Annotated in this window: 15 protein-coding genes and 1 pseudogene; 8 read left to right on the top strand and 8 right to left on the bottom strand. The window is 47.4% G+C overall.

Annotated features, from left to right (window positions below; translation table 11 throughout):
- Positions 1 to 41: 41 nt before the first annotated feature.
- The 3 genes from Q4Q46_RS08745 to Q4Q46_RS08735 form a co-directional block, all read right to left on the bottom strand.
- Positions 42 to 458 carry a CBS domain-containing protein gene (locus Q4Q46_RS08745; protein ID WP_311905734.1) on the bottom strand — a complete coding sequence of 139 codons (417 nt, stop codon included), beginning with the start codon at positions 456 to 458 and terminating at the stop codon, positions 42 to 44.
- 173 nt (positions 459 to 631) lie between these two features.
- Positions 632 to 1,921: a DUF2254 domain-containing protein gene (locus Q4Q46_RS08740; RefSeq protein WP_311905733.1), complete on the bottom strand. Its 1,290-nt coding sequence runs from the start codon at positions 1,919 to 1,921 to the stop codon at positions 632 to 634.
- 367 nt (positions 1,922 to 2,288) lie between these two features.
- Positions 2,289 to 3,320, bottom strand: a complete 1,032-nt coding sequence (locus Q4Q46_RS08735) for an isoaspartyl peptidase/L-asparaginase family protein (protein WP_311905732.1) — start codon at positions 3,318 to 3,320, stop codon at positions 2,289 to 2,291.
- 120 nt (positions 3,321 to 3,440) lie between these two features.
- On the opposite strand from Q4Q46_RS08735, the gene Q4Q46_RS08730 reads away from it, so the two are divergent.
- From Q4Q46_RS08730 to Q4Q46_RS08720, 3 genes and pseudogenes are all read left to right on the top strand, one after another.
- Entirely contained in the window at positions 3,441 to 5,294 is a 1,854-nt protein-coding gene (locus Q4Q46_RS08730) for an autotransporter assembly complex protein TamA (RefSeq protein WP_311905745.1), read from the top strand.
- Positions 5,291 to 9,316, top strand: a complete 4,026-nt coding sequence (gene tamB, locus Q4Q46_RS08725; protein WP_311905731.1) for an autotransporter assembly complex protein TamB — start codon at positions 5,291 to 5,293, stop codon at positions 9,314 to 9,316. Before Q4Q46_RS08730 ends, tamB begins: the two co-directional genes overlap by 4 nt.
- A 65-nt stretch (positions 9,317 to 9,381) precedes the next feature.
- Positions 9,382 to 9,647: pseudogene (locus Q4Q46_RS08720) on the top strand (IS4 family transposase); the annotation flags it as partial.
- An 83-nt stretch (positions 9,648 to 9,730) separates the two neighbouring features.
- On the opposite strand, the gene Q4Q46_RS08715 reads toward Q4Q46_RS08720, so the two are convergent.
- Positions 9,731 to 10,483: a Nif3-like dinuclear metal center hexameric protein gene (locus Q4Q46_RS08715; RefSeq protein WP_311905730.1), complete on the bottom strand. Its 753-nt coding sequence runs from the start codon at positions 10,481 to 10,483 to the stop codon at positions 9,731 to 9,733.
- Between the two features lie 70 nt (positions 10,484 to 10,553).
- Entirely contained in the window at positions 10,554 to 11,024 is a 471-nt protein-coding gene (locus Q4Q46_RS08710) for an outer membrane lipoprotein (RefSeq protein WP_006081931.1), read from the bottom strand.
- Positions 11,025 to 11,078: 54 nt separating this feature from the next.
- Between Q4Q46_RS08710 and aat the strand changes: the two genes are divergently transcribed.
- The 3 genes from aat (at position 11,079) to infA (ending at position 12,790) form a co-directional block, all read left to right on the top strand.
- Entirely contained in the window at positions 11,079 to 11,792 is a 714-nt protein-coding gene (aat, locus tag Q4Q46_RS08705; protein ID WP_311905729.1) for a leucyl/phenylalanyl-tRNA--protein transferase, read from the top strand.
- A complete protein-coding gene (locus tag Q4Q46_RS08700) occupies positions 11,779 to 12,489 on the top strand; it encodes an arginyltransferase (RefSeq protein WP_006081933.1) in 711 nt (236 codons plus the stop codon). Before aat ends, Q4Q46_RS08700 begins: the two co-directional genes overlap by 14 nt.
- 82 nt (positions 12,490 to 12,571) lie before the next feature.
- Entirely contained in the window at positions 12,572 to 12,790 is a 219-nt protein-coding gene (gene infA, locus Q4Q46_RS08695) for a translation initiation factor IF-1 (protein ID WP_006081934.1), read from the top strand.
- A 117-nt stretch (positions 12,791 to 12,907) separates the two neighbouring features.
- On the opposite strand, the gene clpA is transcribed toward infA, so the two are convergent.
- Positions 12,908 to 15,175, bottom strand: a complete 2,268-nt coding sequence (clpA, locus tag Q4Q46_RS08690; protein ID WP_012587477.1) for an ATP-dependent Clp protease ATP-binding subunit ClpA — start codon at positions 15,173 to 15,175, stop codon at positions 12,908 to 12,910.
- Positions 15,176 to 15,218: 43 nt separating this feature from the next.
- Positions 15,219 to 15,527, bottom strand: coding sequence for an ATP-dependent Clp protease adapter ClpS (gene clpS, locus Q4Q46_RS08685; RefSeq protein WP_006081936.1), 309 nt, complete (start codon positions 15,525 to 15,527; stop codon positions 15,219 to 15,221).
- Between the two features lie 194 nt (positions 15,528 to 15,721).
- Here clpS and cspD point away from each other — a divergent pair, with 194 nt between their 5' ends.
- Positions 15,722 to 15,928 (top strand): cold shock domain-containing protein CspD, encoded by a 207-nt coding sequence (gene cspD, locus Q4Q46_RS08680; protein ID WP_006081937.1) that lies wholly within the window; start codon positions 15,722 to 15,724, stop codon positions 15,926 to 15,928.
- Between the two features lie 322 nt (positions 15,929 to 16,250).
- On the opposite strand, the gene Q4Q46_RS08675 is transcribed toward cspD, so the two are convergent.
- Positions 16,251 to 18,476, bottom strand: coding sequence for an NADP-dependent isocitrate dehydrogenase (locus tag Q4Q46_RS08675; protein WP_311905728.1), 2,226 nt, complete (start codon positions 18,474 to 18,476; stop codon positions 16,251 to 16,253).
- 343 nt (positions 18,477 to 18,819) lie between these two features.
- On the opposite strand from Q4Q46_RS08675, the gene rluE reads away from it, so the two are divergent.
- The gene (rluE, locus tag Q4Q46_RS08670) at positions 18,820 to 19,605 is read left to right on the top strand and encodes a 23S rRNA pseudouridine(2457) synthase RluE (protein ID WP_311905727.1); all 786 of its coding nucleotides are present in this window, start codon (positions 18,820 to 18,822) and stop codon (positions 19,603 to 19,605) included.
- Positions 19,606 to 19,655: the final 50 nt, after the last annotated feature.

The following is a 19,655-nucleotide window of genomic DNA, read 5'->3' as shown; positions in this document are numbered from 1 at the left end:
TCAGGATAAAGGGTGTCAGATTATGTCCACAGCGGCTCAGATTAAACCGGTGACAGATAGCATTGTTGCATATAGATATTCATCGCTTTGAGCACATTAGTGCGATTTATCGTGCCAATCACTTTACCGTGTTCAACTACAGGATAAACCTTAGGTTTAGGCCCGAGCATTTGTTCAGCGAGTTGCAAAATACTGTCATCAGGCCCGACAAACAGTACTTCAGTACGCATACAATCCTTCACCACTGAGGTCATATCGCAGTGATAGCTACTTTTGATCATCACAGCCAGACAATCCTGCTGGGATAAAAAGCCCACCAAATCGCCCACCTCATCAACCACAGCGGCGCCCATTTTATTATTATCTAACAGCTTTTCGACCGCGGTCGCCAGCGACATATTCGCGCGCAGTAACACGGGCTGACGATCCATATGGTCACGAATCTTAATTAAGTCCATAGTCTTCCCCTCGAATTAACCCTACGTTTGAAGTCTAGTCAAAATATCGGCAAGGATGTGCGATTTATATCGATTGCGCTTATCGAGTGTGTAAACCGAATGTCAAAAAGTGCTGACAGAATAGAAAGAAACAACAAACGGATACACAGCACGACGAAATAATTAATGTCTCGTTAAGTGCTAGACGAAGCTGCTGATCCGGCGAACTTGGCGGCGTCTTGTACGGCTTGCAAGTCCTCTTCGATATCAAGCACTTTTTGTGAACGCTTCAGCGCCAATCGACCGTGGTACTCAGCGGCTGCGCGTATTTCCCCGTCATCGCTGGATGCTAACGATTCAAGCGCTTTTTGTAGCCGTACTGCGACTTCCACCACTCCCGCACCGTCTCTAGCTATCGCGGTAAACGCATCATCAAACATGTCCTGCACACAAACGTGAGGAACCTCTACGCGATCACACTCTGGCGCGGGTTTATCATCACCTGCCGCGGGTTCACCCCATAGTGTAAACAGCCGTACCAGTGTGCCTATGATGCAAATGGCCGTACCTGGGTCATTGACCGCGGGTGATAAAGCGCGGCCAGCGATTTCCGACAGTACCACTAGACCAAATCGCGGATCGTCGTCAAAAAGACGGGTATCACCAATCTGGAATGACTCGACAACACAGGTGCAATCAATCTCAGTCTGCTCCGCACCATCGGCGCTAATGTATGCCAATGGTCGATTGGGCGTGGCGAACGTGCCCGGCAAGGCTGCAATCACGACTCGCACCTCGTTTTTCTCTGCCCAGCGCTGCATCGCGGCAATATTAATGTACTGCACATAACCGACGTTTGCCGCATACACGGCTCGTCCACGCGCTTGGGGGCGCACAGAAACGCCGCCAAGATGTGGGGTATTGCGTCGGCGTGTCAGGGCATCTGCCGCCGCCTTTTCAACTTTCTCAATTGTGGTTGCCATGCGGCCAAGACGAGCTATGCGATCCACCCAACGTACAAAGGTAAAGATCACCATGCCAAAAATAAACGTGGTCAGCAGGAAGAGGATAAACAGACCCGCAGTTTGAAAGTAATCATTTTTAACCGCAGTGAGTGCCACAATACTGAAGATAAATGCCCCAACAAAGGTCGATAGCGCATTTTGAGAGGCATCATCGGCGACAACTAAAATAAATGAACGTGGTGTTGCCGTGTTAGCCGCCGAAGCATAGGCCGAGACCATAGAACCCACGGAAAAAGTGGCGATAACCAGCATGCTGGAAGCCATGACGGATAACAGCGCCTCGATGGAGGCCGATGACACCTTAGGTGCAATCTCAACAAGCTCAGTGCCATCAGCCAATTTTGCGACAAAGGCGACTGCAATCGATAATAGGCAAACAAGCAGTGGTTTAACCCAAAGTCGATGACGAAACCGATTGAGGAAAACCCTGACGCGGTCGGTTAACACGGTAGAAATCATGTAAATATCCTTTACGCTGAGTGCAACCTCATGCAGACGCGATGAGTTCGCTGGACACAAACTGCAGCTTTTTGACTGTGAGTTAAGTACGGCTTTGCGTTTGATGATTGTACGTCTAATGAAATCAAACAAAGCTATGATACGCACATGGCATTGATTAATTGTAATAGCTCAAACCTATCAGCTTCTTATTCACTCTTAAAGCAAAAAACCGTTAGCAAAAAGCGAGTGCCACTTTCGCAGCACTCGCTTTTTAAGGTTTCTGAGTCATGTTTCTGTGAGATATTTCTAAGCTATTTTTTACATCAACTTGTAAACAATCTTGTAAGCAATAGCAGTCACGAACCAACGGCTTCTACAATTCAAGTTATTGGTCTTGCCAAATCAGCACTTGGGCGGGTTCGCCATTGCTACGGGTAGCGCGGTACATGCCTTCAGTGTTAAATGGCGTAGCGATATTACCGCGCTGATCGACGGCAATCACGCCGCCCGAACCACCAGCAGTAATAAGACGTTGATTGATCACTTCATCGGCGGCTTGAATAATGGATTTCTGCTGGTATTTCACTTTGGCACAAATATCCCCCACCACTTGATAGCGAATAAAGAACTCACCGTGTCCGGTTGCCGATACGGCGCACACCCCATTTTCAGCATAGGTGCCGGCACCAATCACAGGAGAATCACCAATGCGACCGAAGCGTTTTGCCGTCATGCCGCCAGTTGAGGTACCAGCTGCTAAGTTGCCATTTTTGTCTAAGGCGACGGCGCCTACGGTACCAAATTTGTAATCGAGATCTTGCATCTCAACACTTGCGACTTGCTCTGATTTAGCCGCAGCTTGCAGTTTTTGCCGAGCATCGAGTAATTGCTGATAACGCTCGTCAGTATCAAAATGACCGTTCGGCACTAAGCTAAAGCCTTGTGTCAGTGCAAATTCTTCTGCGCCTGCGCCCGAGAGCATCACGTGCTCAGATTTATTCATCACGGCTAAAGCAAGATCTATTGGGTTGGCGATATGGCGTACTCCAGCGACAGCGCCTGCATTCATGGTTTTGCCATCCATAATGGAGGCATCTAATTCATGTCCGCCGTCATAGGTGTACACCGCGCCGATACCTGCATTAAACAGGGCACTATTTTCGAGAATATTAATGGCGGTTTGAACTGCCACTAAGCTGTCACCGCCCTCCTCTAAGACTTTTGAGCCTTTATCGACCGCTTCCTTTAACTTATCTTTGTAGGCTTGGCGTTGTTCAGGGGTGAGATTAGCCTTAGAAATCGTGCCAGCGCCGCCGTGGATCGCAATAGCGAACGGTTTGTCATTGGCCAAGGTGTTGTGTGACATAAAAAGTAGACCCGAGATAATTAAACTAAAGGTGGCTAATTTTGTTTTCATTCTTTACATCCCCTTAAAAAGTAGCGTCCTTTGTACCCATTTCATCGTGTAATTTCAATCATCTCCTTGCCTGTTGGTTTTATTCTGGCGACAATGATGCCACATCACAGGGACTATAAAGTGCAGCCATTTTTGCAAATCACCTCACATTATTTTCGTTTTTGCTTATTTCTGAGTCTGATTTCAGTCACATCCGTCGCTGCGGCGGCAGATGAATTTATTAAATTGTCTGTCTCAGGCGTGAATGAAGCTCTGCAACGTAACATAGTTGCGCACTTAGGCACCTTACCCGAGTCCGAGGTGCAGCGCCGTGCCTTTCTGTTTAATGTCGAAGACAATGTCAGCACAGCCTTAGAATCCATGGGTTACTACCATGGTGAAGTGGAAGAAAAACTGACGGAACATGATAAGGGCCCTTGGGAACTGAAACTGGAGATCACTGCTGGCGAACCGACCATAGTGCAATGGGTCGATATTAACTTCAGTGGTGAAATGCTCGATGATCGCGCCTTCGATCAATGGCTGGCTAAGGTCAACTTAAAGCCTGGCGATGTGCTAAACCACGGTGTATATAGCGACGTCAAATCGCAGCTGGTCACCTTAGCTTTAGCCCGAGGTTACTTCGATGGTGAATTTACGGAATCACAGATTAAAGTTAACCGCGACATTAATACCGCGCAGGTAAGTTTACATTTTGACTCTGGTAAACGTTATAAATTTGGCCAAGTCAGCTTCGAAGGCCATACTTTAGAACCTGAAATTTTAGAAAAACTTATTCCCTTTAAAGAAGGCGCTTCCTACTCGACTCGCCGTGTGGGCGCGCTGAATCGCCAGTTATTAGACACGGGCTATTTCGCCAATATTAAAGTGATCCCGCAAATCGACGGTGTCGAAGATAGTCATATTCCGGTGCTGGTCGAATTAACCCCTAAGGCAAGCCACGCCATTGAGCTCGGTTTTGGTGGTGATATTGGTAAGACAGACCAAGCTTTCGACCCAAGGGTGCGCGTCACTTGGCGCACGCCACAAATCAATAAATACGGCCATTCACAGGAAACCAGCCTCGAATGGTCACCGGATAGACCTAAGTTATTAACCACTTATACTATCCCCTTGACACATCCCTTAGATGATCAATTAAAAATCCGCGTTGGTTTACTGCGGGATAAATACGGTGTGACCCAAGTGTATGACGCCGAGAATCGCGATTTTACTAACACAGGTCAGCTTGAATCGACTAAATACCTTATTGGACTATTGCGCCAACAAAGACTCGAAAATCAGTGGCTAATGAATTATTCACTTGAGGCTATTCGCGAAGAATACACCCAGTCTGATGTCGATTATATGCCGTCGTTTTATCTGGCTGGCATAAACTTTTCGCGAACAACGCGGGGTGATAATTCACTCGATCCTAAGTCTGGTTTCAGGCAGATTTACAGCCTAGATTATGCCGATCCCAATTTAGGCTCAGAAACCCGCTTAGCACGCCTTCAAGCCAAATTTAAATGGATTGATACCTTCTTCGACAATCACAGGATTGTTGCGCGTATCGATTTAGCCGCCAACTTAGCCAACGAGAATGATCTGGCTTCTATCCCGCCTTCGCTGCGCTATTTTGCCGGTGGTGATCAAAGTGTACGGGGTTATGGTTATCAAGAATTGGGTCCCTATTTAGATTATGTCGCAGATGATGGCAAAACCAATCGCGAGGTCATAGGTGGCCGCTATTTAATGGTCGGCAGTTTAGAATATCAATATTATGTAACCCCCACTTGGCGGGTCGGTACCTTTATCGATGCGGGTAACGCCTTCGATAATAATCAATTTGAACCTGTTGTCTCTGTCGGTGGCGGTATCCATTGGATCTCCCCCATCGGCCCAATCAAACTGGATTTAGGGGTTGGATTGAAAGAAACCGATACCATTGAAAGATCATGGCGTATTCACCTGACCATGGGGACTGATCTATGAGCCAGCCCCCAGAGCATAATAAGCCAACAGAGCAAGACGTAATAGACAGCCCTATCACCGAAGTCACTGAAGCCATTGCGAATTCTGTCACCCAATCGGTGTCATTCATTCAAAAACTGTGGCGACAGTTCAAACTCTGGACTCGGATTATCATCTATGTGCCATTAGGGCTTTTAGTGTTAATCGCCCTATTACTCGGCACTGAGTTTGGTTCGCGCATCACAGTAGGCTTAGCCGATCAGTTTGTGCCCGATCTTGATCTCACTTACACCTCAGGCTCCATTAATAAAGACTTAGCCCTGTCCCATGCGTCTTGGTCTATGGCTGGCATCAAGGTGCAACTTGAGGATCTGCATTTACTCTGGCAACCCGCCTGTTTACTACAAAAACGTTTATGTGTGAATGGCTTATCTGCGGCCAAAGTCGATGTGACTATTGATACCTTAGCCCTGTCTGCCGACACAAACGAAACCCCGATAGTGCCGCTCGATGAAGAGCCCAACGAGCTGCAATTACCCTTTGATATTGAGTTAGACTCCGCGGAGCTCAAGGCTGTGAATATCCAAGTGGATGAGATGCAATTTACAGCCAATCGCCTTAACGCAGAGGCAAAGTGGTTTGCCGAAGGCTTGTCGGTTAAGCAGCTTTCCAGTGAAGGATTGTTCGTGCTGCTCCCCACAGCAACCGATGCCGCACAAACGAGCCAAGCAGCGACAACGACGGCTTCTAACGCCGACATAGCCGCGAGTACGACACCCAACGCAGCGGCCAGCACAACAGCCAATGCGACGCCAGATCCATCGGCCAACTCGCCGGCAAAAGACAAGCCAGCAAAAAACAGTAGTGCAGAGTGGGCTCTAGCGCATTTGCCACAAGTGTTTATGCCTTTTCCTGTGACGGTCAATGCCCTCACGCTTGATAACACCACGCTGCAAATCGGCGATCGTAAAGATGTCTTTAGCCATGCCGAGCTGCAAGGTCGTTTCCGCGAATATCAATTGACCTTAGATCATCTCGCCATCAGCCATACAGATGGCAGCGCGGATATCACAGGCAGTTTAACGCTCGATAACGATTATCCACTCGATTTAGAAGCCAACCTCACCCTTAACCAATTAGCTGAATTACCTGAGCTGACTCACCAAGCACTAGATGTAAAGCTGAGCCAAAGCTTAGGACAATTGCAGGTGAACGCTGTCGCCAAGGGCGATGCCGACTTCAAGCTAGATGGGCAGATAACGCTTCGCGATCCTAACCTGCCCTACAAGGTAAAACTTGAACAGACACGGCTGCAGTGGCCGCTAAAAAGCCCTGAATACTCAGTCAGCGATGTGGCACTGGAAAGTCAAGGCGATCTCAATCGTCAAGAGGCGAGCCTTAAAGGTCAGCTGACGACGCCGTTCCACAAAGTGCTCGCTATAGACACTAGCCTTCAGCATCAAGATGCGAAGTTAACCATTAATAATCTTGATGCAACGGGCTCGATTGGTCAGGTCATGCTCACGGGCGAACTCGATTATCAAAAAGCCATTCGCTGGAACGCCAATCTCTGGCTCAATGACGTCAAACTGCAGGAAGTACAACTGCCACAAACGGATACGGCACAAGCTGCAACCGGTCTACCGGACAGTTTGATTTCAGGAAAATTACGCACTCAAGGCTCATTTGCTGATCCTCGCTGGCAAGTCTCCCTGAACGACACTGAGCTCACGGGCACCCTGCAAGGTTATCCCTTCGATATCACAGGGGATATCAGTGTGAATGATTCCCTGTATGTCAGTGCTAAGGGGCTGAACGCCAAAGTACTGGGCTCGACTCTGGCACTCAAAGGCGAAGCCAACGCCAACTGGGATCTACAAGGTGAGCTGCAAGTGCCCGACTTCGGTCTGTGGTTGCCTAAGGCCAGCGGCCAATTGCAGGCGCAAATTAATGTCACAGGGGATGAAAAACACCCTCAAGTTGAACTCACCGCCCAACTCGCTGAACTGTTTTATCAAAACATTAAACTGCGGGAATCCAACTTAAAGGCCTATTACAAGCCGCTAGATCAACATGAATTTGCTATCTCGCTGAAATCGAAAGCCTTACAGATTGCGGATCAGAATGTAGATACAGTGACACTTGGGGCGAAAGGCACGATTGACGCTCAAAAGCTGACCCTGAATGCCACGGGCGATCTTGGCCTCGATACCACAGTGAGTAGCCAATACGATGTGAAAAAGTCGCGGCTACGGCTCGATGTCGAACGTCTAAATCTCAATACCCCCGTTGGCCTATGGCAGCTCGATAACGCCATTAATCTCGCTTGGGATCAAAACAAAAATCAGGGCAGCATCACGCCGTTTTGCCTCATGAACCCGAACAGCCGCATCTGCCTAAACAGCGAGACGACAATCGGCAAAAAAGGCAGCGCGCAGGTGAGCTATTCGGGTAATCCAGGGCAATTACTCGTGCCGATATTACCAACGAATATGCGCTGGGATGGCCCAGCCTCTCTGTTAGCCAATTTTGCTTGGGCTGCGGGTCGTAAACCCACTGCCGATGTGAACTTTGATTTTGCCCCCGGCAGTATCATGCTCAAACGGGATAAGAATCGTGAAGTCACCATTAATTACCAACATTTGTCATTGCTGGCGACCTTAGATGCTAAACGGCTTGCAACAGTATTAAATTTTGAATCTGAAGGCGTGGCCAGTTGGCAGAGTGAGATCAACGTTAATGTCACCCCAGACCGCACGCTCTCAGGTTTTGCCAATATCAAGCAAATCAACTTACAACCACTGGGAGAATTTTTCCCGCAGCTAAATACGGTACAAGGCTTACTGACGAGTCAGCTTAACTTTGCGGGCAGTCTAGAGGCGCCAGAAGTATCGGGAAGCATGGCCTTAACGGAGGGCTCCTTAGCCCTGACGGCAAACCCGACACTCATCGACAAAATTGATCTGTCAATGTCGTTCGCGGGTCAACAAGCCGAGCTAAAGGGTCGCTGGATGATGGGCAATGGCTTGGGTCGAGTGACTGGCCAGCTGCAATGGCCCCAAGGTCAATTTAGCGGTGAATTAGCCCTTGAAGGTGACAAACTCGCCGTGATCCAACCGCCACTGGCTATCCTTGATGTTTCACCCGACATCAATTTAACCTTCAATAGTAAACAATTAACGGTGAAGGGCAAAATAGCCGTTCCTTCTGGCAACATTAAAATTGTGCCATTAGCAGAAGGCGGTATCGCCACATCTGATGACGTGGTATTTGACGACTCCATTGCCGCCACGCAACCTAAAACCAGCCCCTATGCAATCGTGGCCGATCTGAATATCAGTGTGGGCAACGAACTCAGGATTGATGGCATGGGCCTCACAGGTAGGCTCCAAGGAACCTTAAAACTGCAACAGCAAGCGTTCCGTCCGCCTTTGCTCTTCGGTAATATCAAGGTCAATCAGGGCAGTTACAAATTTATGGGCCAAACCCTAAAAATCCGTACCGGCGAAGTGCAGTTTGTGGGGCCAACGTCAGTGCCAAACTTAAATATTGAGGCAATACGCGAGATTAAGAGTGAAGACTTAGTCGCGGGTGTGCGCGTTACTGGCACTCCCGCCCGCCCTGTGGTGACCCTGTTCTCTAACCCCGCTAAAGAGCAGGCTGAAATCTTGTCTTACATTATTAAAGGCAGTGGTTTTAACAGTGCCAACAATGAGCAAAATAACTCGTTGATGATGGGCGCGGCCTTAGGTTTAGGCTCGCAGGTGGGCGGCGGCGCAATAAATAATATAGGTAATACCGCGACCGGATTAATAGAAGAGTTTGGTTTCTCTAACGTGCAACTCGACACCAACGATGAAGGCCGTGTTGCGATCAGTGGCTTTATCGGCGAGAACTTGATGGTGAAATACGGGGTAGGCGTGTTTAACCCTGGCTATGAGATGACGGTCAGATATTACCTGCTCTCACAGCTTTATCTCGAAACCGTATCGGGTACTTTAGGGCAATCTCTTGATATCTATTACAACTTTAATATCAAGTAGCAAGGCTAGCGGGCTCGTAAACGATTGGACTATAAGGTTGTTCGAACGTAAGGCAAGCATTAGATTATAAGATGTTGCTGATGGCTAAAAGCTTGCCATCGGTCCACCCCAATCAACTGAGTTTTCGGGATGCGGCGAGTTATATCATCTTCAAGTTGACACAACTGCCATCACAAACACCGGGGAATGTCCCGAGAGACGTATTGGATATAGAACGCAATGCACGGCAATTTAAGTTGGATGGTAAACGGGAAAGGGCTTATCCACGAGTCCTTAAAATGAGCAAACACAAGTTTCCGCTTAGACCAAAGACAATACCGTCCACTCTTAAGTGAACGGCATTACGAGCCATGCTCGCCTTTCGATTAGGGATAAAACGGTTAGATAGTCACCATAAGCCGCTTAATTAATGGATTAGACCGGATTGGTGATATCTACAAAATGATGCATTAAATCAAACTCGCGGGCGAGATGACGGCCTAAGGCTTGAATACCGAAACGTTCGGTCGCATGGTGCCCCGCCGCAAAATAATGTATGCCCTGCTCCACCGCACTGTGGAAAGTGCGTTCGGACACTTCACCACTGATAAACGCATCCACACCTAAACTCGCCGCAACATCGATATAATCCTGCGCGCCGCCAGTACACCAAGCTAAATGTTGGATCTTGGCATCGCCATCACCAATGTGCAGTGGGGCTCTGCCTAATGCATCCTCAAGGGTGTGAGAAAATTCGCTAGCACTAACCGCAAGATCAAGTTTTCCACGCCACAGCAGCCCCTGAGCCACCTCTTCGATGGCTTCTGCGTCGACGATCCCAAGCTGCCTGCCCAACGTCGCGTTATTACCCAGCATTGGGTGGGCATCTAAGGGTAAATGATAGCCAAATAAATTTATATCATGCTTGAGCAGTGCCTTAATCCGGCGTTGTTTCATGCCAGTGATCACTTCAGGCTCATTCTTCCAAAAAAAGCCGTGATGGACCAAAATCGCATCGGCGTTTAATCGAATCGCTTCATCGATCAAAGCCTGACATGCAGTCACGCCCGTCACTATGGTGCGGATCTCATCCTTGCCTTCTATTTGCAGCCCATTGGGTGCGTAATCTTTAAACGCCGATACATGCAAAAAATCGGCTAAATATTGGGTTAATTCTGTCCGTGTCATTGCTTTACCGTCCTTTACTCGAGATGATCATTTACTGAAGATGACGACTTATTCAAGATAAGACAGTCGCTTACATCGCGACATCAACACGCACACCACCTTGCAGGTAGACGACACGTACTCTGTCACCCGCATTGAATACCATGCCAGCATCATAGTCTTGGATCACCATAACTTGGGTGCCATCTTCTTGATTGATCATCAATTCCACCAGCTTCAATGACTGCACACTCGTACCACTGCCATAACGATTGCCGATACCGCCACCAATCAAGGCGCCTAAAATGGTCGCCACATCACGGCCAGAACCGCCACCAAACTGATTACCAATCACCCCACCCGCTAAGGCGCCACCAAAGGTTTTCCAACCTCGATTACGGTCTTCAATGAGCTGGGTTTCAGTGATATTACGTACCGAAGTTATATCGCCATAGAGCACTTTCTCGACAGGCACGGCTTGATTACGGTCATAACCCGCACTCGCGGGGCTGAGGATAAACGCAAAAATAAACATAAAGCTTGCTAGAGTAGGTTTCCACATATCTGAATTTCCGCTAACTTAATAATAAGGTCTATAACTAAATCATACTCAATTGTGAAGTCACTGTCTTTTCTGAATCACGAATTTGAAGCTTTTCCTTCACCCGAACTCGCCTTAACTGATCCTAATGGGTTATTGGCTATCGGCGGCGACTTACGTCCTGAGCGCTTACTCTCGGCTTACTACAACGGTATTTTTCCTTGGTTTAACTCAGATGATCCTATTTTGTGGTGGTCGCCCGATCCCCGCGCCGTGTTTATTCCCGGTGACGTACACATCAGCACAAGTTTGCGGAAATACTTAAAAAAACAACCTTGGCGGATCACAATCGATCACGCTTTCACCGATGTGATGGCGGGATGTGCGCAGCCAAGAGAAAAACAGAGCGGCACTTGGATCACCCAAGAAATTCAAATGGCCTATCGCGAACTGCATCACACAGGTCACGCCCATTCCATTGAAGTCTGGGAAGGCGAACGTTTAATCGGTGGGCTTTACGGCTTAGCAATCGGCCAAGTGTTTTGCGGCGAATCCATGTTTCACCGTAAAACCAATGCGTCAAAGGCCGCCGTTGCAGCGCTGCAACAGCATTTACTCAAAATGGGATTCAAACTCATCGATGCACAAGTGATGAGTCCTCACCTAGAAAGTTTGGGAGCCAAAGCCATTAAACGCATTGATTTTATAACGTTACTGAGCGAACTGAGAAACAATCCCGTGGACCCAACGACTTGGACCACTAAAGAGGTCATCCTTGAACTCGAGTAAAGCATCGATCGCTATCGGTATCAGTCAAATATTTCCCTGCAGCTACCTCGATGGCCAGCAGGAGCAGCTACTTGTCATCCAAGAAGATACGCTCGATCCCATTTTATTTGAGCGTTTACTCGCGGTGGGTTTTCGCCGCAGTGGCGGCTCCATCTATAAACCCCGTTGCCCAAGGTGCAGCGCGTGCCAGCCTATTCGTGTGCCAGCGCATGAGTTTGTGCCATCGAAACGCCAAAAACGGACCTTAGCCAAAAACCAAGATCTGACCTGGCGAATTACATCGGAACAAACCGCCGAACAATATGCCCTGTATGAACATTACATTCGTGAGCGACATTTTGATGGCCCTATGTTCCCCCCGAGTGAAGATCAATATAATCACTTTCTTTTTTGCCATTGGTTGCCGCCGACGTTTATCGAAGTCTATAACGGCGATAAATTATTAGCCGTCGCGGTCACAGATACCTTACCCAATAGTCTGTCGGCGATTTACAGCTATTTTGACCCCGACGAAGAACAGCGTTCCCTCGGCGCCCTGTTAATTTTAATTCAGTGCCGATTGGCAAAACTGATGGACAAAGAATTTGTTTATCTCGGATATCAAATAGATGAAAACCGTAAGATGTCCTACAAGCGTTTATATCGCCCATATCAAATTCTCACACCGACGGGCTGGGAGTATTCCCAAGTTTGCTAAGTACTTCCCCTTTACAGCAGGGTGAATTTGGGGCATGATACGCCCGTTTTTTATATTCGAAGGCTAATGGGATAATTAATTAATGGCGAAAGAAGACAACATTGAAATGCAAGGCACTATCCTTGAAACCTTGCCAAACACAATGTTTCGTGTAGAGCTTGAAAATGGTCATGTGGTGATAGCCCACATTTCAGGCAAAATGCGCAAAAACTACATCCGGATCCTTACTGGCGATAAAGTTACCGTCCAGCTGACTCCTTATGATCTGACCAAAGGTCGCATTGTCTTCCGCGCACGCTGATATAGCCTCTTAGATTTAAAAACCCGGCAAGGCCGGGTTTTTTTGTTTGCGAAAGATGAAAAAAAATGGCTGCAATTGCAGCCATTTTTATGTCTAAAACTAATGGATAATCAAGCGTTAAGCTTTTGTTGTCGCTTTTTCGTGACGTTCGGTACGAATGACAAGCTCGCCCTCCTTCACATCCACATGCGCCACACCGCCTGACTCTAAGACACCAAATAAGATCTCGTCTGCCAATGGACGTTTGATCAATTCGGTCACGACCCGAGCCATTGGACGCGCGCCCATGTTCTTGTCGTAGCCTTTCTCGGCCAACAAGGTTCTGGCTTCGTCGCTGACTTCCAAAATAACGTGTTTTGCATCCAATTGAGCCTGCAATTCCACCAAGAATTTATCGACCACTTTGGCGATAATCGTCATATCCAAATGGTTGAACCAAATGATGGAATCGAGACGATTTCGAAATTCTGGCGAAAATACCCGATTAATTTCAGATAACGCATCTTGGGTGTGATCTTGTTGGGTAAAGCCAATCGACTTACGAATAGTCTCCTGAACACCCGCGTTCGTTGTCATCACCAAAGTCACGTGTCTGAAGTCAGCCTTACGACCATTATTGTCGGTCAAAGTACCGTGATCCATCACCTGCAACAGCAAGTTATAGACATCGCGGTGGGCCTTCTCGATTTCATCCAGTAGCACCACACAGTGCGGATTTTTAATCACAGCATCGGTGAGCAAGCCACCTTGGTCATAACCCACATATCCAGGAGGCGCACCAATCAAGCGTGACACTGTGTGGCTTTCCATGTACTCAGACATGTCAAAGCGCACCAGTTTCATTCCTAAACAGTTGGCTAGTTGGTTAGTGACTTCGGTTTTACCCACACCGGTGGGACCCGCGAATAAGAAGCTACCCACAGGTTTCCTGTCTGTGCCTAAGCCACTGCGCGATAAGCGAATGGCCGAACTCAGACTCTCAATGGCCTTGTCTTGGCCAAAGACCACCATCTTAAGGTTACGCTCAAGATTACGCAGTAAGTCCTTATCAGTGGCGGATACCGACTTCTCAGGGATACGCGCCATTTTCGCCACTATCGACTCAATCTCGGCTTGGCCTATGGTCTTTTTACGTTTGCTCATAGGCAACATCACCATACGTGCACCCGCTTCATCGATCACATCGATGGCTTTATCGGGTAAATGTCTGTCATTGATGTGCTTGGCCGATAATACCGCAGCGCTGCTGATCGCAGCCTGTGTATAACGAACCCCATGATATTCTTCGTATTTAGACTTAAGCCCCATCAAAATCTTAGTGGTTTCTTCCACTGAAGGCTCATTGATATCCACCTTTTGGAAACGACGTGCAAGTGCGCGGTCTTTCTCAAAAATACTTTGATATTCTTGAAAAGTTGTCGAGCCCATGCAGCGCAAGTTACCGCTAGATAGCAAAGGTTTCAGCAGATTAGAGGCATCCATTACGCCGCCAGAGGCCGCGCCCGCACCGATAATGGTGTGGATCTCATCGATGAATAGGATGGCATGCTTATCAGCCGCCAGTTCTTTTAACAGGTTCTTAAAGCGCTTTTCAAAGTCGCCGCGATACTTAGTTCCCGCCAGCAGTGAACCTAAATCCAAGGAATACACTGTGGCTTCAAGCATCACATCTGGCACTTGTTTATTGACGATGCGATACGCCAGTCCTTCGGCAATCGCCGTTTTACCTACGCCCGCCTCACCCACTAACAGTGGATTATTTTTACGGCGACGGCACAGGGTTTGAATCGCGCGCTCAATTTCTTGATCACGACCAATCAGTGGGTCGATGATCCCTTGCTTAGCAAGTTGGTTTAAGTTGGACGCAAATTGCGACAACATGCTGCGCTCTTCGCTGCTTTCGCCCTGATCTTCAACCCGTTCTTGATCTTGATGTGACTCAGCATCATCATTTTTGGCGAAACCATGGGAAATAAAATTCACAACGTCTAGGCGACTAATATCGCAGCGGCGCAGTAAATACACGGCTTGGGATTCTTGCTCACTGAAAATGGCGACTAACACGTTAGCGCCGTTCACTTCATTGCGACCCGATGACTGCACATGGAATACTGCACGTTGCAGCACTCGTTGGAACCCCAGCGTCGGCTGAGTTTCTTTGTCATCATCAATATCGGCAATGATTGGGGTTGTTTGTTGGATAAAGCTTGCCACTTCATCTCTGAGTTTATCTAGATTCGCTCCACAGGCGATTAACGCTTCTTGAGCCGCAGGATTGTCGATCAGAGCTAATAACAGATGTTCCACTGTCATATACTCGTGACGCGCGTCTCTGGCTTGCTGAAACGCCAGATTTAAGGTGACTTCCAGGTCTTTGTTCAGCATAAGCACCCCCAAAATTAACAACAGACTACAGAGTAAAGCGGTTTTATGCTTTCTCTAACGAACACAGTAACGGATGTTGGTTTTGTCTTGCAAATTGATTTACTTGTATCACCTTAGTTTCTGCAATCCCAAACGGGAAAATACCGCAAATACCTTTTCCTTGGTGATGGATCGTCAACATGATATCGGTCGCTTCCTGCTCGTTCTTGCGAAAGAAAACCTGCAGAACTTCAATCACAAAATCCATTGGGGTGTAATCATCATTATTGAGTACCACCTTATACATCGAAGGCGGCATTAACTCTGATTCGACACGTTCTTCAACGTGTTCAATATTTCCTATCTTTGCCATTTTTTAATACTAGCCTCTCGTGTTGGCCTCTTCCAATTGATCCGTTCAAATTAATCAGTTGTTACCCCTTTGTTAATTTTAGCTTGACTTCCGCTTTTACTCCTTACATTCTGTTGTGCAGACGGTGAACGAATACCCGTCTATACAGGTTTTACTATCTTACTGGTAAGTAGACAACAGAAGGAAGTGGAAGTATGGCAAGCGGAACTGTTAAATGGTTCAACAACGCCAAAGGATTCGGGTTTATTTGCCCTGATCAAGGTGGTGAGGACGTTTTTGCACACTATTCTACCATTGAAATGGAAGGCTATCGAACTCTAAAAGCAGGCCAACCCGTTCAATTTGAAGTAGAAGCCGGTCCAAAAGGGATGCACGCTTCAGCCATTTCACCAACAAAATAATGTTTGGTGAGGCCAATGATCTAAAAGGCAGGGACTTGTCCCTGCCTTTTTATTGCTGCGTGTTTTATCAATCCCCACCACTTAATGCTCCATCGCTTGTCAGCATTACGCATGAATTTAATTCAAGATCAATCGCCGCACCTCGCCCATTGCATCCCCACAAAAAGATTTCATCACCAGTCTCGACAGTAAATTTAGGGCATAAAAAAGGGATCTGCCATGCAGATCCCTTTTTAAAATCAGTCTAATGACTTACAACTTTACATCAACTTTGATGGCCCACACTGACGCACGCGCCATCCAAAAGCTAAAACTCACGAGATTAAGCAATCAACAACTTGTTTAACGTCTCGCTTGGGCGCATGGCTTTTTCAGCCTTAGCCGCATCTAAACGGTAGTAACCGCCTAAATCGACTGGTGCACCTTGTGCCGTCGCTAATTCAGCCACAATCACTTGCTCATTTGCCGCCAACGCATGCGCTAACGGAATGAAGTGGGCTTGTAACTGCTCATCGCCCGTTTGCGCGGCTAAGGCTTGTGCCCAGTACATGGCTAAGTAGAAATGGCTGCCACGGTTGTCTAACTCACCGACTCTTCTTGATGGCGATTTATTGCTATCTAAGAATTGGCCAATGGCTTGATCTAAGGTATCAGCTAACACTTGTGCTTTTGGATTACCGACAGTTTGGCTTAAATGCTCAAGAGACGCCGCCAGAGCCAAGAATTCACCGAGTGAATCCCAACGTAAGTGACCTTCTTTCTCAACCTGTTGCACGTGCTTAGGCGCACTACCGCCCGCGCCAGTTTCAAATAGACCACCACCGTTCATTAACGGAACGATTGATAGCATTTTGGCACTGGTGCCCAGCTCTAGGATAGGGAACAAGTCAGTCAGGTAGTCACGTAGAACGTTACCCGTAACTGAAATGGTATCATTGCCTTCTTTGATGCGAGCCAAAGACAAACGCGTCGCGTCTTCTGGAGACATGATGCTGATATCTAAGCCATCAGTGTCATGTTCTGGCAGATACTGCAGCACTTTTGCAATAATTTGCGCATCGTGGGCACGTTTGCTATCTAACCAGAATACCGCAGGAGTATTGCTTAAACGGGCACGGCGCACGGCCAGTTTTACCCAATCACGGATAGGTGCGTCTTTAACTTGGCACATTCTCCAGATATCGCCCGCTTCCACATTGTGGCTCATCAATACCTTACCGCTGGCATCGACAACGTTCACCACACCATCAGCAGGCATTTCAAAGGTCTTATCGTGGCTGCCGTATTCTTCGGCTTTTTGCGCCATCAAGCCCACGTTTGGCACGCTGCCCATGGTTTTAGGATCAAAAGCGCCGTGCTCTTTACAGAAAGCAATCGTTTCTTGGTAAATACCGGCATAGCAACGATCTGGGATCATAGCTTTAGTGTCATGCAGTTGACCATCTGGTCCCCACATTTGGCCAGATGAACGAATCGCAGCAGGCATAGATGCATCAATAATAATGTCGCTTGGCACGTGTAAATTGGTGATACCTTTGTCAGAATCAACCATAGCCAATGCAGGACGTGCAGCGTAAACGGCGGCGATATCGGCTTCGACTTCGGCGCGGCTATCGGCAGGTAATGTCGCGATCTTGGCATAAACATCACCAAAACCGTTGTTAACATCTACACCTAATTCAGCGAAAAGCGCCGCATGTTTGTCAAATACTGGCTTGAAGAATACCTTCACAGCGTGACCAAACATAATAGGATCAGACACTTTCATCATAGTGGCTTTCAGATGCAGCGATAACAGCACATCTTCAGCTTTGGCGTTTTCGATTTCACGCTCATAGAAACTTACTAAGGCTTTTTTACTCAATACCGCAGCATCGATAATTTCGCCAGCCAGCAGCTTAAGACCAGATTTGAGCACCACTTCTTGACCATCTTTTTGCGTCAGCACGATATTCACGCTGCCCACATCAGATAAAGTCACTGACTGCTCGCTGCCGTAGAAATCGCCGTCAGTCATGTGAGCAACGTGTGACTTAGAATCTGTAGCCCATTTACCCATTGAATGCGGATTTTTCTTGGCGAAGTTTTTCACCGATAATGGGGCACGGCGATCTGAGTTACCTTCACGCAGTACTGGGTTTACCGCACTACCTTTGATCTTGTCGTAACGTGTTTTAATTGACTTTTCAGCGTCGGTTTTTGGCTCATCCGGATAGTGAGGGATGTCATAACCTTTTTGCTGCAGTTCAAGGATACAGGCTTTTAATTGTGGAATTGAAGCACTGATATTCGGTAACTTGATAATGTTCGCTTCTGGCTGATTCGCTAACTCGCCAAGCTCAGTCAGATGATCGCCAATCTTTTGTGCTTCGGTCAGTTGCTCAGGGAAACTGGCAATAATACGGCCCGATAACGAGATATCACGGGTTTCAACCGCAACGCCCGCTGCGTCGGTAAACGTTCTGATAATAGGTAAGAGTGAGAGGGTGGCCAGTGCTGGCGCTTCGTCTGTTTCAGTGTAAATAATTGTTGATGAGTTATCTTTCATGTTACATCCTACATTATTGTAAAATTTAATATTTTTTATAATAATTTTATAGCATGGCGAACAAATCTGAGCACAGTGAAAATATCAATCAAGGCAATCGAATCCGCCTTAACCTTTCAAATTATCAATGCCCTTCTGCCTTTGCGCGCAAGCTAAAATTTGTTACAACGACTCATTAAAACCTAATAAACATTTAGGCACAGATCACATTTTCTGGCCGACATCATAGAGCATTCGCAATAATATTCAAATTCCACTAACGGCGAATGCCAAGTACACTATGACCACATTAACGACTCAATCAAGTCAGGTAAGCGTGTCTCAACCTCCTGTTAGCAAAAGTATGAACAAAAACAAGTTTCCACCTAAACGTGCCAATTCAAGCGCCAGTTCCCCAGCCAAGAGCACGATTAAACCCGCTAAGTCCGCGAGCAGAGGCCCTGCCAACCGCGCTACCGCCGTAGATAGCAAAGTGGCGCCAGCACGTAATGCCAATGGCAGTTTAAAGAAAGAACCCTTTAAAAATCCTAATCGACGCGCAATTGCAGCGGCAAAACCGGTGCAGAGCCAAACGCTCGCACCGATTATCGTGCTGTTTAATAAGCCTTTTGATGTACTTTGCCAGTTTACCGATGAACAAGGTCGCAAAACTCTAAAAGACTATATTCCCATTGCTGACGTGTATGCCGCAGGCCGCTTAGACAGAGACAGTGAGGGCTTGTTGCTGCTGACCAATGACGGTCAATTACAGGCAAGACTGACAGAACCGAAAAAGAAAACCTTTAAAACCTATTGGGTGCAAGTAGAAGGCGTGCCGACGGAAGATGCACTGACGAAACTGCGCCAAGGTGTTGAATTAAATGATGGTATGACGCTGCCAGCTAAAGTCAAAATCATGGATTCACCCGACGTTTGGCCACGTAATCCACCGGTGAGAGAGCGCAAAAATATCCCAACAACTTGGCTAGAAATCCAAATTCATGAAGGCCGCAACCGCCAAGTCAGACGCATGACAGCGCATATCGGTTTTCCGACCTTAAGATTAATCCGTTATAAAATAGGCCAATGGAGTCTAGATAATTTGCCATCGGGTGAGCACAAATGCATCCGCCTAGGTGATGAAGTCTAACTTTCAGCCAAGTTTCTGCGCTCAACGCCACTAAAAAGTGGCACCATGTC

Source organism: Shewanella vaxholmensis (assembly GCF_031932135.1).
Taxonomy (GTDB): domain Bacteria; phylum Pseudomonadota; class Gammaproteobacteria; order Enterobacterales; family Shewanellaceae; genus Shewanella; species Shewanella hafniensis.
This window is presented reverse-complemented; position numbering and strand designations above follow the sequence as displayed.

Excerpts from the sequence above, each read along its gene's own strand:
- Q4Q46_RS08710 (WP_006081931.1), bottom strand. The coding sequence starts at position 11,024 with ATGTGGAAACCTACTCTAGCAAGCTTTATGTTTATTTTTGCGTTTATC.
- Q4Q46_RS08735 (WP_311905732.1), bottom strand. The coding sequence starts at position 3,320 with ATGAAAACAAAATTAGCCACCTTTAGTTTAATTATCTCGGGTCTACTT.
- Q4Q46_RS08715 (WP_311905730.1), bottom strand. The coding sequence starts at position 10,483 with ATGACACGGACAGAATTAACCCAATATTTAGCCGATTTTTTGCATGTA.
- tamB (WP_311905731.1), top strand. The coding sequence starts at position 5,291 with ATGAGCCAGCCCCCAGAGCATAATAAGCCAACAGAGCAAGACGTAATA.
- infA (WP_006081934.1), top strand. The coding sequence starts at position 12,572 with ATGGCGAAAGAAGACAACATTGAAATGCAAGGCACTATCCTTGAAACC.
- rluE (WP_311905727.1), top strand. The coding sequence starts at position 18,820 with ATGAACAAAAACAAGTTTCCACCTAAACGTGCCAATTCAAGCGCCAGT.
- cspD (WP_006081937.1), top strand. The coding sequence starts at position 15,722 with ATGGCAAGCGGAACTGTTAAATGGTTCAACAACGCCAAAGGATTCGGG.
- clpS (WP_006081936.1), bottom strand. The coding sequence starts at position 15,527 with ATGGCAAAGATAGGAAATATTGAACACGTTGAAGAACGTGTCGAATCA.
- Q4Q46_RS08740 (WP_311905733.1), bottom strand. The coding sequence starts at position 1,921 with ATGATTTCTACCGTGTTAACCGACCGCGTCAGGGTTTTCCTCAATCGG.
- Q4Q46_RS08675 (WP_311905728.1), bottom strand. The coding sequence starts at position 18,476 with ATGAAAGATAACTCATCAACAATTATTTACACTGAAACAGACGAAGCG.
- Q4Q46_RS08745 (WP_311905734.1), bottom strand. The coding sequence starts at position 458 with ATGGACTTAATTAAGATTCGTGACCATATGGATCGTCAGCCCGTGTTA.
- clpA (WP_012587477.1), bottom strand. The coding sequence starts at position 15,175 with ATGCTGAACAAAGACCTGGAAGTCACCTTAAATCTGGCGTTTCAGCAA.